Raw genomic sequence first — 12,612 nt, forward strand, 5'->3', positions numbered from 1 at the left:
AGAAACTGGTGCGCAGAATGCTGCAAATCCAGGCTATGCACCGCCATCGCGCGGCAACTCGCGCCTTTCTTCACCTTTTTGGCGCGGTGCTCGGTGCCGCTCCGATTTCGCCCTGGCCCGGAAAGCCGAAGGCCGCCTGCGGGCGGCCTTCCTGGGTGCATGCCGCACCGGGAGCGCGCTTGCGGCTGCAAGTCGCGCCCCCGGCGCGGGATGCCGGCTCACATGCCGGCGTAGTTGGGGCCGCCACCGCCTTCGGGCGTGACCCAGACGATGTTCTGCGTCGGGTCCTTGATGTCGCAGGTCTTGCAGTGCAGGCAGTTCTGCGCGTTGATCACCAGTTGATCGGCGCCGTCCTTGTTGACGAACTCGTAGACGCCGGCCGGGCAGTAGCGGCTCTCGGGGCCGGCGAACCGGGCCAGGTTGATGCCGACCGGCACGCTGGCGTCCTTCAAGGTCAGGTGCGCCGGCTGGTTTTCCTCGTGGTTGGTGTTGCTGATGAAGACCGAGCTCAGGCGGTCGAAGCTGATCACGCCGTCGGGCTTGGGGTAGCTGATCGGCGGCATCTCGGCGGCCGGGCGCAGCTTGCTGTGGTCCTTGACCCGGTTGTGCAGGGTCCAGGGCGGCTGGGCCACGCCCACCCTGGGCAGCAGCCAGTGTTCGACCCCGGTCATGAGCTTGCCCAGCAGCGGGTTCAGCTTGAACCAGTTCTTGAAGTTGCGGTAGGTCCAGAGCTCCTCGTGCAGCCAGCTCGCCTTGAAGCCGGCCTCAAACCCGGTCAGTTCATCGTTCTGGCGTCCGGCCGTCACGGCCTCGAACGCCGCTTCGGCGCACAGCATGCCGCTCTTGATGGCGGCGTGGCTGCCCTTGATGCGAGCGGCGTTCAGGAAGCCGGCATCACAGCCGACCAGCGCGCCGCCCGGGAACACCGTCCTGGGCAAGGCCTGGGGCGTGCCGTTGTTCAGCGCGCGCGCACCGTAGCCCAGGCGCTTGCCGCCTTCGATATGGGCCTTGATGCTCGGGTGGGTCTTCCAGCGCTGCATTTCCTCGAACGGGCTCAACCAGGGATTCTGGTAGTCCAGGCCGATGACATAGCCCAGCGTGACCTGGTTGCCTTCCAGGTGATAGAGGAAGCCACCGCCGAAGGCGTCGTCGTTCAGCGGCCAGCCCGCGGTGTGCACCACCAGGCCGGGCCTGGCCTGCTCGGCCGGGATTTCCCACAGCTCCTTGATGCCGATGGCAAAGGTTTGTGCATCCTTGCCTTGGTCGAGCTTGAAGCGGGTGATCAGCTGTTTGCCCAGGTGGCCGCGCGCGCCCTCGGCAAACACCGTGTATTTCGCGTGCAGCTCCATGCCGATCTGGAATTGCTCGCCCGGCTCGCCATCCTTGCCCAAGCCCAGGTTGCCGGTGGCCACGCCCTTGACCGAACCATCGTCGTGGTAGAGCAGTTCGGCCGCGGTGAAGCCGGAGAAGATTTCAACGCCCAGGGCCTCGGCCTGTTCACCGAGCCACTTGGTGACGGCGCCCAGGCTGATGACGTAGCAGCCATGGTTGTCGAAGTTGCGCGGCATCAGCCAGTCGGGGGTGCGCCGGGCGCCGGTTTCGCTGAGCAGCAGCAGCTCGTCAGCGGTCACGGGCTGATGCAGCGGGGCGCCGAGTTCGCGCCAGTTCGGCAACAGCTCGGTGATGGATTTCGGGTCCATGACTGCGCCGCTCAGGATATGGGCACCGGGTTCCGAGCCTTTTTCCAGCACGCAGACGGTGACCTCGCGGTCTTTTTCGGCTGCCAGCTGCTTGAGTCGGATGGCGGTAGACAGGCCGGCGGGGCCGCCGCCGACCACCACCACGTCGTATTCCATTGCTTCGCGCGGGCCGTAGCGGCTGAGGATGTCTTCTGGGCTCATGGGGACTGATCGAATAGGAGAGGGGGCAGGCGGTTGGTACAGGCGGGTGAATCAGGCGCTCAGGCGTTTCAGCTCGGTCAGCGCCTGCAGCAGCATCTTCTGCAGCAGCGGCTGGACCGAGGTGGCCTTGTATTCCAGGTAACTGAAGGGCGGGTCCTCGAGCATGTAGAGGTCCTGGCCCATCTCGAGCTGGATCGCATGCACCCGGTCGGCGGGCGAGCCGTAATGGCGCGTGATGTAGCCGCCCTTGAAGCGGCCGTTGAGCACATGGCTGAAGCCGGTGGCGCCGACCTCGGCGACTACGCGCTCGATGATGGCCGGGGCGCAGCTGCGACCGTCGGCGGTGCCGAAGTTCAGGTCGGGCAGCTTGCCGTCGAACAGCCGCGGCAGCACGCTGGCGATCGAGTGGGCATCCCACAGCAGCACCGCGCCGTGCAGCGCCTTGAGGCGGTCGAGCTCGGCACGCAAGGCATCGTGGTAGGGCTGCCAGTAGCGCGCCAGCCGATCGGCCTGCTGCACCGCATCGGGTGCCTGCGCCTGTTCATAGAGCGGTTCGCCACGGAAGGTCTCGGTCGGGCACAGGCCGGTGGTGGTCTGGCCGGGGTAGAGGCTCTCGCCGCCGGGCGGGCGGTTCAGGTCGATCACGTAGCGCGAGACCTTGGCCTGCAGCACCGAGGCGCCCAGGCCGGCGGCAAAACCGTAGAGCCGGTCGAGGTGCCAGTCGGTGTCCTGCTTGATCGGCGCGCTGTCGCTCATGCCGGCGGCGAACTCGGGCGGCAGCTCGGTGCCCAGATGCGGGATCGAGATCAGCAGCGGCAGCTGGCCCTGCTGCAGGGAATAGGTGGGGGTGTCTAGGGTCATGGCGTCTCTTCTTGGGGGCAGAACAGGGCGTCCGGCGGCAGGCCGGGCATGGAACGGTGGATGGCGGTGCTCGTGTCCTGGCGGATCACGTCACGCGTGATGCGGGCGATATGCTCGTCCAGGCCGGCCCATTCGTCTTCGCGCGAGAGCAGGAAGAAATGGCGCTGGCCGAGCCGGGTGGCGGGGATCGGGACCACCACCACCTCTTCGAGGTACTGGCGCGACTGCCACAGGCACAGCGGCGTCGAGAGCGCCCAGCCCAGGCCCGAGGCCACCAGGCTGAGCAGCGGGTCGGTGGCATCGAACTCGTAGCTGCGCGGGGCCTGGACGCCGATATGGCGCAGGAAACGCTCGATCTGCTGGCCGATCACCGAGCGCTGGCTGTAGCGGATCAGCGGCAGGCCACCGGGCAGGGCCGACAGCTCGCGCGCCGATGCCAGGGCACGGACCGGATGCGCCTTCGGGAACACCGCGACCCAGGATTCGGAAAACAGCAGGCGCTGCACGATGCGCGGGTCGTCGATGGCCGAATCGGTGCAGATCGCGAAATCGAGCTCGCGTCCGCGCAGCTGCTCGGTCAGTGTCGGCGTCAGGCCTGACCACATCAGGATCTGCTGCGCCGAGCCCGACAGCGCGCGGATCAGCCGCGGTCCCACGGTGGCCGCGAACGAATCGACGCAGCCCAGGTGGATCTGCGTGTGTTGCTGGCGTGCGCTGGCGCGTACCTGCTCGACCATGGCGCGGGCCTGGCCGAGCAGTCGGGTGGCGCGCTCGCGCAGCACGCGCCCGGCGTGGGTGGTGACGGCGGGACGTACCTCGCGGTCGAGCAGTTGCAGGTCGAGCTCGCTCTCCAGCGTCTTGATCGCCTGGCTGACCGCGCTCTGGCTCAGGCCCAGTTGCTGGGCGGCCAGCGCCATCGAGCCCGCATCGCAGACGGCGACGAAGGCCTCGAGCAGCTGCAGGTCGGGCAGCAGGCGCGAGCGGCGGGATTGACGGGTACCGGGAACAGTCGGTGACATGGTGATGGATGGTAGAGGGGAGGGCCGGCATTGGCCGGAGCATTCGATAAACCAAAACATAGCATCAGATTTGCTTCAGTTGCGCGGCGACCGGCCAGCGGCTCCTAAGCTCAACTCCATTGCCAACCCATCCCAAGCCCAGAAAGGTCTCCCATGCAGAGTTATGACGCCATCGTGATCGGTGCCGGTGTGATCGGAAGTTCGGTCGCGTACCACCTCGCGCGCCTAGGGGCCGCCAAGGTCCTGGTGCTGGACCGGCTGCAGATCGGCTCGGGCACCAGCACCCAGTCCTCGGGCATCCTGCGTACCCACTATTCGGTGATCGAGAACGTGGAACTGGCCAAGCACTCCTGGTCGGTGTTCAACGACTTCGCCGGCTACCTCGGCGACGAGGAAGCGTCGGCCGGCCTGGTCAAGTGCGGTTACCTGATCTGCGCGCCTGACGGCCCCAAGCTCGAACCCCTGCGCGCGGCGCTGGCCGGCCAGGAGCGCATGGGCGTCGAGGTGCGGCTGCTCGACCAGGCCGCCGCGCGCGAGCTGCTGCCGATCGCCCAGTTCGACGATGCGGCCCTGATCGGCTACGAACCCGAGGCCGGTTTTGCCGATGCCTATCTGGTGGCGACCGGGTTTGCCCGTGCCGCGCGCCGCCAGGGCGTCAAGATCATGGAAGGCGTCAATGTCGAGCGCCTGCTGATGGAGAACGGCCGCGTGGTCGGCGTCGAGACCAACCAGGGCCGCTTCCACAGCCAGACCGTGATCAGTACCCAGAACATCTGGGCCGGCGACATCGAACGCTGGACCGGCGTGCCGACTCCGGTCAAGGCCGAGCGCCATGCCGTGCTCGCACTCGAAGGGCCCGAGGCCTACAGCTTCAAGATGCCGGTGTTCAAGGACCTGGGTTCGCCGGGCATGCTGTACTGCCGCAGCTACGGCGGCAACCAGATGCTGGTCAGCGAAGGCACGGTGGGCGAGACCCTGGCGCTGCCCGACAACGAGCAGGGTGATATCTCGATGGACTATGTGGTCGAGGTCGGTGGCCAGGTGGCCGAGCGTTTCCCCTCGTTCGGCGAGGCCGGGTTGGCCTCCTCCTGGACCGGTGTCTACGACGTCACGCCCGACTGGAATCCGGTGCTCGGCCGCCTGCCCGACGTGCCCGGCCTGGTGGTCGGCTACGGTTTCTCGGGCCACGGCTTCAAGCTCTCGCCCGGCGTCGGCCTGGTGCTGGCCCAGGAAGCGCTGGGCCTGCCGACCGAGGTCTCGCTGGCACCCTACGCGCACGAGCGTTTCCGCAGCGGCCAGCTGCTCACCGGCCGCTACGGCCTGGGCGCGGTGTCCTGAGCTGCAGAAGGAGATGGACATGCACATACTGGTACCAGTCAAGCGCGTGGTCGATTACAACGTCAAGGTGCGCGTGCGCAGCGACGGCTCCGGGGTTGACACCAACGGCCTCAAGATGTCGCTGAACCCGTTCGACGAAGTCGCCGTGGAGCAGGCCGTGCGCCTGCGCCAGGCCGGTCAGGCGAGCCGGGTCACGGTGGTCGGCTGCGGCGCCCCGGTGGCGCAGGACGTGCTGCGCACGGCGCTGGCGATGGGGGCGGACGCGGCGATCCTGCTCGATCCGGGTCCGGGCGAGGGCGATGCCCCGGCGCTGCTCGAAGCGCTGAGCCGGCTGGTGCAGCGCGAAGGCGTGGACCTGGTGCTGTGCGGCAAGCAGGCGATCGACGATGACCTGGGCGACCTGGCGCCGATGCTGGCCGCGCTGCTCGACTGGCCGCAGGCGATGTCGGTCAACCGGCTGGAGTTGATCGATGCCGGCCTGCGGGTGCACTGCGATGGTGATCTGGGCCTGGAGCAGTGGCGCCTGCCGCTGCCCGCCGTGCTCGGTGTCGATCTGCGCCTGTGCGACCCGCGCGCGATCAGCCTGCCCAACATGATGAAGGCGAAGAAAGCCACCATCACGACGCTGGCGCTGGCCGAACTCGCGGCTGATCAAGCCGCCAGATTCCGCGTCACCGGTTGCGCCACGCCACCCGCTCGTACCGCTGGCGTGCGCGTCGATGGCATTGCGCAGCTGCTCGACCGCCTGCGCGGCCTGCCCGCGTTCGGCGCCTGACCCCATCACCCTGGAAGCTCCCGCACCATGACCACCCTCGTCATCGCCGAACACGACGGCACCCAGCTCGATCCCTCCACCCTGAACCTGCTCGGCGCCGCCCTGCAAATCGGCGACCCGGTGCATCTGCTGGTGCTGGGGCAGGACTGCGCGGTCGTGGCGCAGACCGCTGCCACCCTGGCCGGCGTATCGCGGGTGCTGCTGGCGCAGCACCCGCAGTGGGCACTGCCTTCGGCCGAAACCCTGGCGCTGCAGATCGGCGTGCTGATGCCGGACTACGACACCCTGCTGGCCGCGCACCGCGTGCTGCACCGGGGCGCTCTGCCGCGCGCCGCAGCCCGTCTGCAGGCGGCCTACCTGAGCGATGTGGTGGCGATCGAGGCCGGCCCCCGCTTTCTGCGCCCCCTGTACGCCGGCAGCGTGCTCGCCTGCGTGGAGAGCCAGGCTGACAAGACCCTGCTGACCCTGCGTCCCGCCGGCTTTGCCGCCGCGTCCGGCACCCAGCTCGCCTGTCCCGTGGTGACGCTGGCCTCGGTCAGCGCCGACAGCCGCAGCCAGCTGGAAAGCCGCGAGTCGATCGACAGCGGCCGCCCCGACCTCAGCCGCGCCCGCGTGGTGGTGGCGGCCGGGCGCGGTGTCGGCGCACGCGAACACATGGCCCTGGTCGAGCAGCTGGCCGACCACCTGGGGGCTGCCGTCGGGGCCTCGCGCGCGGCAGTCGATGCCGGCTTCGCGCCGAATGCGATCCAGGTCGGCCAGACCGGCAAGACCGTGGCGCCCGATGTCTACTTCGCTTTCGGCATTTCGGGCGCCATCCAGCATCTGGCCGGCATCAAGGACGCCGGCGTGATCGTGGCCGTCAACAAGGACCCCGATGCGCCGATCTTCTCGGTCGCCGATCTGGGCCTGGTCGGTGATCTGTTCGAGGTCCTGCCCGCGCTCAGCGCTGGCCTGCCGCGCGCGGCGACTGGCGCATGAGCCGCAATCCCTCGCTGCGGCGCTTTGCCATCGAGGCCTTGCCGCGCGAGGCCTGGAAGAACGGTGGCGGCTGGACACGCACGGTCGCCAGTCATGGCCCGGCTGATCAGCCGTACTGGCGCGTCAGCGTGGCCGACATCGGCGCCGCCGGGCCGTTCTCGCGTTTCGACGGCATGGACCGCACCGCGGTCATGGTCCGCGGCGGCGGGCTGTGCCTGAGCGGCAAGACCGAGGCCTGGCACTTCGACGGGCCGGGTTCCTTCGCGCAGTTTCCCGGCGAACTGGCTCTGCAGTGCGCGGCACCGCAGCAGCCGACTCAGCTGTGGAACGTGATGGTGCGGCGCGGTCAGGCCCAGGCCGATCTGCTGATCGTCGAGGACGACACGGTGCCGCTGCCGTCCGCGCCCGATCTGCTGCTGCTGGTCCTGCGCGGTCGATTCGAGCTGACCCGGTCCGGGACCGAGCCGCTGGTCCTGGCCGAAGGTGAAGGCCTGCACCTGCAGGACCTGGTGGCACCAGGCCAGCTGACGCCGAGCGAGGCGAACAGCCTGCTGCTGGTCACGGCCCTGCGCTGACCGCCGGCGCCGGGCTGCCTACTCCGCGCTGCGCGGGTAGACGATGAACGACAGGAACTTGATCGGGAACTTCACCAGTTTCTCGGGGCCGTGCGCCACCTCGCCCGGGAAGGTCAGCGAGTCACCGGGTTCCAGCAGATAGGTATCCGTTCCGCAGCGGTATTCCAGCCTGCCTTCGAGCATGTAGAGCAGCTCGGTGCCCGGATGCTGGAACGTGGGGTACTGCTCGGTGTCGTCTTCCATCGTGATCAGGAAGGGCTCGAACAGCTTGACCGGGCCCTGGTCATAGGCGAGCAGATGGTAGGTATGCCCGCTTTTGGTGCCACGACGCACCACCTCCATGCCCTTGCCCTTCTTGATGTGCTGCGCGGTGCTCGCCGTCACGTCGTATTTGCTGAACAGCATCGACATCGATACGCCCAGCGCCCGCGCAATGCGCGCCAGCGTCTCCATGCCGGCCGCCGTCTGCCCGTTCTCGATCTTCGAGAGCATGCCGCGGCTGATGCTGGCTTGCTCCGACACCTGCGCAATGGTCAGTCCGTGGCGCTGGCGCAGCTCCTTGATGGCCGATCCGACCGATTCCTCGATCGAAACCGCCGGCTTGTCACCCTGCTTGATCAAAACCTGCTCCTTGTTCTTGGTAGGGAAAAAAGTGTACGTGGCGCGAAAGCTGAAATATTCATATCAGGCACAAATGTTGCATAAGAAGAAACATGGACGTTGACCTCGCACCACGATCGACGCCACCGAGCCCAGTAGCCGAACCCTGATTGCCAACCTAAGGAGCTTTCTCTTGAACACACTCGCAGTCCCATTGGTCAACCCGCCCGAGTCGGGCGGGTTGGTGCCCCCGAAACGCTTTGCCCGTGTCGAGGAAACCCAGGCCTACCTCAAGTCCCAGGGCGTCCGCTATGTGCTGGCGCAGTTTGTCGACATCCACGGCGTGGCCAAGGCCAAGTCGGTGCCGGTGGACCATTTGAACACCATCATGACCGACGGTGCGGGCTTTGCCGGCTTCGCGATCTCCGGCGTGGGCATCGAGCCGCACGGTCCTGACTTCATGGCGGTCGGCGATCTGCAGACCGTCTCGCTCGTGCCCTGGCAGCCTGGCCTGGCGCGCATCATCTGCGAGGGCCATGTCGAAGGCGAGCCCTGGAAGTTCGACAGCCGCGTCGTGCTCAAGACTCAGGTCGCGCGTCTGGCCGAACAGGGCCTGACCATGTTCACCGGTCTGGAGCCCGAGTTTTCGCTGCTGCGTCGCAACGAGGATGGCGCCATCGTGCCGCACGACGCCAGCGACAACCTGGCCAAGCCCTGCTACGACTACAAGGGTCTGTCGCGCACCCGGGTGTTCCTGGAAAAACTCTCCGACGCCATGCGCGGCACTGGCATCGATGTCTACCAGATCGACCACGAAGACGCCAACGGCCAGTTCGAGCTCAACTACACCTACACCGATTGCCTGACTTCGTGTGACCACTTCATCTTCTTCAAGATGGCGGCCAGCGAGATCGCCAACGAGCTCGGCCTGATCTGCTCCTTCATGCCCAAGCCCTTCGCCAACCGCCCTGGCAACGGCATGCACATGCATCTGTCGATCGGCGACGGCAAGCGCAACCTGTTCCAGGACAAGAGCGACCCGAACGGCCTCGAACTCTCGCCGATGGCCTATCAGTTCATGGCCGGCCTGCTGCATCACGCTCCCGCGTTGACCGCCCTGTGTGCGCCCACCGTCAACTCCTACAAGCGTCTGGTGGTCGGCCGTTCACTGACTGGCGCCACCTGGGCCCCGGCCTACATCAGCTACGGCGACAACAACCGCTCGACGATGGTGCGCATCCCGAAGGGCCGGCTCGAGCTGCGCCTGCCCGACGGCGCCTGCAACCCCTACCTGGCCACGGCTGCCGTGATCGCGGCTGGCCTGGACGGCATCGCCAAGAAGATGGATCCGGGCGCGCCGCGCAACGTGAACCTCTACCAGTGGAGCGAGGCCCAGCTCAAGGAGGCTGGCATCGGCCTGCTGCCGCAGAACCTGGATGCCGCACTCGATGCCCTGGAAGCCGACAGCGTGATTCGGGATGCCCTGGGTCCGGTCACGGGTGAGTTCCTCAAGTTCAAGCGCATGGAGTGGATCGAGTACATGCGCCATGTCTCCGAGTGGGAAGTCAAGCAGTACCTCGAGTTTTTTTAAGGAAGCAATCATGTGTGGAATTGTTGGACTTTTGTTGAAAAAACCCGAGCTGTACAGCCAGCTCGGCGAGCTCATGGTGCCGATGCTGATCGGCATGCACGACCGTGGTCCGGACTCGGCCGGCATGGCCGTCTTTGGCCAGCCGCTGCCCGAGGGCCAGCGCAAGATCAGCCTGTATTCGGGTCTGACCGAAGCCGGTGCGGGCTACGACTGGGTCGCCCTGGTCGACGCGTTGAACGCCGAGCTGAAGGTCAAGGCCCATATCCAGACCAAGGGCAATCACGCGATCTTCACGTTTGAGGGTCCGGCCGATCCGGTCAAGGCCTTCATCAAGGCGTTCGAGGACAAGCTGCACATCCTCTCGACCGGCCGTCGCATTGACCTCTACAAGGACATCGGCACGCCGGCCCAAGTCGCCGAGCGCTACGACTTCAGCAAGCTGGTCGGCAGCCACCTGGTGGGTCACACCCGCATGGCCACCGAATCGGCCGTGACCCCGGATCGCGCCCACCCCTTCACCGCGGGCGAGGACTTCTGCCTGGTGCACAACGGCTCGCTGTCCAACCCCAACGGCGTGCGCCGCATGCTGGAGCCGCGCGGCATCAAGTTCGAGACCGACAACGACACCGAGGCCGCTTGCCGTTTCCTGGAATGGCGGCTGCGCGAAGGCGACGACCTGCACACCGCGCTGCAGAAGGCCTTTGAAGCGCTGGACGGTTTCTACACCTTCCTGATGGGCACCTCCACCGAGTTGGCCCTGATCCGCGATCCGTTCGCCTGCAAGCCCGCCGTGGTCGCCGAGACCGACGACTACGTCGCCATCGCCTCCGAATTCCGTTCGCTCGCCCACCTGCCGGGCATCGAGCACGCGACCGTCTTTGAACCCGCCCCCGAGGAGATGTACGTATGGAAAATCTGACTTTCGATCTGAGCCGCCAGAGCGTGCGCGAGCTCAATCAGCACCTGCACGGCAGCCCCGAATCCCTGGCCGGCCAGCATGTCGAGGTGTTGCACCCTGACGGTGCGCACAACATCGCGGTCGGCATCAACGCCCCGGTCAGCGTGACCATCAAGGGCCATGCCGGTTATTACGCCGCCGGCATGAACAAGTTCGCCGACGTGACGATCGAAGGCAGCGCCAGCACCGGCGTCGCCGAAAACATGATGAGCGGCAAGGTGCACGTGAAGGGCTTTGCCTCCAACGGCGCCGGCGCTTCGGCCCATGGCGGCCTGCTCGTGATCGACGGTGACGCCGGCCTGCGCTGCGGCATCTCGCTCAAGGGTGGCGACATCGTGGTCGGCGGTTCGGTCGGCAGTTTCTCGGGCTTCATGGCCCAGGCTGGCCGGATGGTGATCTGCGGCAACGCCGGCGATGCGCTCGGCGACTCGCTGTACGAGGCCGTGATCTACGTCAAGGGCGAGATCAAGAGCCTGGGCGCCGACGCCCAGCTCGAACCCCTGACCGAAGCCGACACCACGGCACTGGCCGATCTGCTGGCCAAGGCCGGCCTGGCCCATGCCCCGACGGACTTCAAGCGCGTGGCTTCGGCCCGCAGTCTCTACCACTGGAATGCCGACGCCGATCAGGACTATTGACATGTCAAACAGCACCGAACACCCCATCCATTTCAAACGCCTGCAACGCGAGGAATCGGCCAGCTTTGACCGCAGCACGCTGGACTACATCCACCGTGCCTCCAGCACCGGCCTGTACGAGATCCGCGGCCTGGGCGCCAAGCGCAAGCTGCCGCACTTCGACGATCTGGTGTTCCTGACCGCTTCGCTCTCGCGTTACCCGCTCGAGGGCTACCGGGAAAAATGCTCGACCAGGACCGTGCTGGGCACGCGCTTCGCCAAGAAGCCGGTGGTGCTCGACACCCCGATCACGATCGCCGGCATGAGCTTTGGCGCCCTGTCGGCCAACGTGAAGGAAGCCCTGGGCAAGGCCGCGACCGCCATGGGCACCACCACCACCACCGGCGACGGCGGCATGACCTCGGAAGAGCGCCAGTCGTCCAAGACCCTGGTCTACCAGTGCCTGCCCTCGCGCTACGGCTTCAACCCCGACGACGTGCGCCGCGCCGATGCGATCGAGATCGTGCTCGGCCAGGGCGCCAAGCCGGGCGGCGGCGGCATGCTGCTGGGCCAGAAGGTCAACCCGCGTGTGGCCCAGATGCGCACCCTGCCGCAAGGCGTGGACCAGCGTTCGGCCAGCCGTCACCCCGACTGGACCGGCCCGGATGACCTGACGATCAAGATCCAGGAGCTGCGTGAACTCACCGACTGGGAAAAGCCGATCTATGTCAAGGTCGGCGCGACCCGGGTCTACAACGACGTCAAGCTGGCGGTGCACGCCGGCGCCGACGTGGTGGTGGTCGACGGCATGCAAGGTGGCACGGCTGCCACGCAGACCTGCTTCATCGAGCACGCCGGCATTCCCACGCTGGCGGCGGTGCGCCAGGCCGTGGCCGCGCTGCAGGACCTGGACATGATCGGCAAGGTGCAACTGATCGTCTCGGGCGGCATCCGCAGCGGCGCCGACGTGGCCAAGGCCCTGGCCCTGGGCGCCGATGCCGTGGCGATCGGCCAGGGGGTGCTGATGGCCCTGGGTTGCAACCGCGACTCCTACCAGCAAGGTGGCCAGACCCATAGTGCCGAGGCCGACTACACCGCGCTCGGTACCCAGGCCGGTTACTGCCACCACTGCCACACCGGCAAATGCCCGGTGGGCGTGACCACGCAAGACGCCATCCTGGAGCAGCGCCTTGAGCCCGACAACGGCGCCAAGCATGTCAAGAACTACCTCAAGACCTTGACCATGGAGCTGACCACGCTGGCGCGCGCCTGCGGCAAGCAGGACGTGCACCATCTGGAGCCGGAAGACCTGGTGGCCCTGACGGTGGAAGCCGCCGCCATGGCCAAGGTGCCACTGGCCGGCACCCAGTGGATTCCTGGTCACAACCTCGGCTGAGCC

General features: G+C 67.0%; 12 protein-coding genes. 8 read left to right on the top strand and 4 right to left on the bottom strand.

What is annotated here, in order from left to right; translation table 11 throughout:
• Positions 1-218 precede the first annotated feature (218 nt).
• From C6P61_RS03025 to C6P61_RS03035, 3 genes are read right to left on the bottom strand one after another with little or no spacing between them, the layout of a single operon-like run.
• On the bottom strand, positions 219-1,901 hold the full coding sequence (locus C6P61_RS03025) for an electron transfer flavoprotein-ubiquinone oxidoreductase (protein ID WP_105728449.1): 1,683 nt from the start codon (positions 1,899-1,901) through the stop codon (positions 219-221).
• A 51-nt stretch (positions 1,902-1,952) separates the two neighbouring features.
• On the bottom strand, positions 1,953-2,762 hold the full coding sequence (gene hutG, locus C6P61_RS03030; RefSeq protein ID WP_105728450.1) for an N-formylglutamate deformylase: 810 nt from the start codon (positions 2,760-2,762) through the stop codon (positions 1,953-1,955).
• Entirely contained in the window at positions 2,759-3,781 is a 1,023-nt protein-coding gene (locus C6P61_RS03035) for a LysR family transcriptional regulator (RefSeq protein WP_105728451.1), read from the bottom strand. The genes hutG and C6P61_RS03035 overlap by 4 nt, the downstream gene beginning before the upstream one ends.
• A 153-nt stretch (positions 3,782-3,934) precedes the next feature.
• Between C6P61_RS03035 and C6P61_RS03040 the strand changes: the two genes are divergently transcribed.
• Genes C6P61_RS03040 through C6P61_RS03055 form a run of 4 tightly spaced genes read left to right on the top strand, consistent with a single transcriptional unit; the run spans position 3,935 to position 7,447 of the window.
• Positions 3,935-5,119, top strand: coding sequence for an NAD(P)/FAD-dependent oxidoreductase (locus tag C6P61_RS03040; protein ID WP_105728452.1), 1,185 nt, complete (start codon positions 3,935-3,937; stop codon positions 5,117-5,119).
• Positions 5,120-5,138: 19 nt separating this feature from the next.
• A complete protein-coding gene (locus C6P61_RS03045; protein WP_105728489.1) occupies positions 5,139-5,894 on the top strand; it encodes an electron transfer flavoprotein subunit beta/FixA family protein in 756 nt (251 codons plus the stop codon).
• A gap of 27 nt (positions 5,895-5,921) precedes the next feature.
• Positions 5,922-6,872: an electron transfer flavoprotein subunit alpha/FixB family protein gene (locus C6P61_RS03050; protein WP_105728453.1), complete on the top strand. Its 951-nt coding sequence runs from the start codon at positions 5,922-5,924 to the stop codon at positions 6,870-6,872.
• Positions 6,869-7,447 carry a HutD/Ves family protein gene (locus C6P61_RS03055; protein WP_105728454.1) on the top strand — a complete coding sequence of 193 codons (579 nt, stop codon included), beginning with the start codon at positions 6,869-6,871 and terminating at the stop codon, positions 7,445-7,447. The genes C6P61_RS03050 and C6P61_RS03055 overlap by 4 nt, the downstream gene beginning before the upstream one ends.
• Before the next feature lie 18 nt (positions 7,448-7,465).
• Here the strand turns inward: C6P61_RS03055 and C6P61_RS03060 are convergent, their stop codons facing one another.
• Positions 7,466-8,065, bottom strand: a complete 600-nt coding sequence (locus C6P61_RS03060) for a helix-turn-helix domain-containing protein (protein WP_105728490.1) — start codon at positions 8,063-8,065, stop codon at positions 7,466-7,468.
• A gap of 226 nt (positions 8,066-8,291) precedes the next feature.
• Here C6P61_RS03060 and glnT point away from each other — a divergent pair, with 226 nt between their 5' ends.
• The 4 genes from glnT to C6P61_RS03080 are packed head-to-tail and all read left to right on the top strand — an operon-like array spanning position 8,292 to position 12,609.
• Positions 8,292-9,638, top strand: a complete 1,347-nt coding sequence (glnT, locus tag C6P61_RS03065; protein ID WP_105728491.1) for a type III glutamate--ammonia ligase — start codon at positions 8,292-8,294, stop codon at positions 9,636-9,638.
• A gap of 10 nt (positions 9,639-9,648) precedes the next feature.
• Positions 9,649-10,557 carry a class II glutamine amidotransferase domain-containing protein gene (locus tag C6P61_RS03070; protein WP_105728455.1) on the top strand — a complete coding sequence of 303 codons (909 nt, stop codon included), beginning with the start codon at positions 9,649-9,651 and terminating at the stop codon, positions 10,555-10,557.
• Positions 10,545-11,234 (top strand): GltB/FmdC/FwdC-like GXGXG domain-containing protein, encoded by a 690-nt coding sequence (locus C6P61_RS03075; RefSeq protein ID WP_105728456.1) that lies wholly within the window; start codon positions 10,545-10,547, stop codon positions 11,232-11,234. Before C6P61_RS03070 ends, C6P61_RS03075 begins: the two co-directional genes overlap by 13 nt.
• Before the next feature lies 1 nt (position 11,235).
• Positions 11,236-12,609, top strand: a complete 1,374-nt coding sequence (locus C6P61_RS03080; RefSeq protein ID WP_105728457.1) for an FMN-binding glutamate synthase family protein — start codon at positions 11,236-11,238, stop codon at positions 12,607-12,609.
• Positions 12,610-12,612: the final 3 nt, after the last annotated feature.

This window comes from Malikia spinosa (assembly GCF_002980625.1).
In the GTDB taxonomy this organism is placed as follows: Bacteria; Pseudomonadota; Gammaproteobacteria; order Burkholderiales; family Burkholderiaceae_C; genus Malikia; species Malikia spinosa.

What these genes read in the sequence shown, in the direction of transcription:
- C6P61_RS03025 (WP_105728449.1), bottom strand. Translation starts at nt 1,901, where the DNA reads ATGAGCCCAGAAGACATCCTCAGCCGCTACGGCCCGCGCGAAGCAATG.
- C6P61_RS03055 (WP_105728454.1), top strand. Translation starts at nt 6,869, where the DNA reads ATGAGCCGCAATCCCTCGCTGCGGCGCTTTGCCATCGAGGCCTTGCCG.
- hutG (WP_105728450.1), bottom strand. Translation starts at nt 2,762, where the DNA reads ATGACCCTAGACACCCCCACCTATTCCCTGCAGCAGGGCCAGCTGCCG.
- C6P61_RS03050 (WP_105728453.1), top strand. Translation starts at nt 5,922, where the DNA reads ATGACCACCCTCGTCATCGCCGAACACGACGGCACCCAGCTCGATCCC.
- C6P61_RS03035 (WP_105728451.1), bottom strand. Translation starts at nt 3,781, where the DNA reads ATGTCACCGACTGTTCCCGGTACCCGTCAATCCCGCCGCTCGCGCCTG.
- C6P61_RS03070 (WP_105728455.1), top strand. Translation starts at nt 9,649, where the DNA reads ATGTGTGGAATTGTTGGACTTTTGTTGAAAAAACCCGAGCTGTACAGC.
- C6P61_RS03080 (WP_105728457.1), top strand. Translation starts at nt 11,236, where the DNA reads ATGTCAAACAGCACCGAACACCCCATCCATTTCAAACGCCTGCAACGC.
- C6P61_RS03045 (WP_105728489.1), top strand. Translation starts at nt 5,139, where the DNA reads ATGCACATACTGGTACCAGTCAAGCGCGTGGTCGATTACAACGTCAAG.
- C6P61_RS03040 (WP_105728452.1), top strand. Translation starts at nt 3,935, where the DNA reads ATGCAGAGTTATGACGCCATCGTGATCGGTGCCGGTGTGATCGGAAGT.
- C6P61_RS03075 (WP_105728456.1), top strand. Translation starts at nt 10,545, where the DNA reads ATGGAAAATCTGACTTTCGATCTGAGCCGCCAGAGCGTGCGCGAGCTC.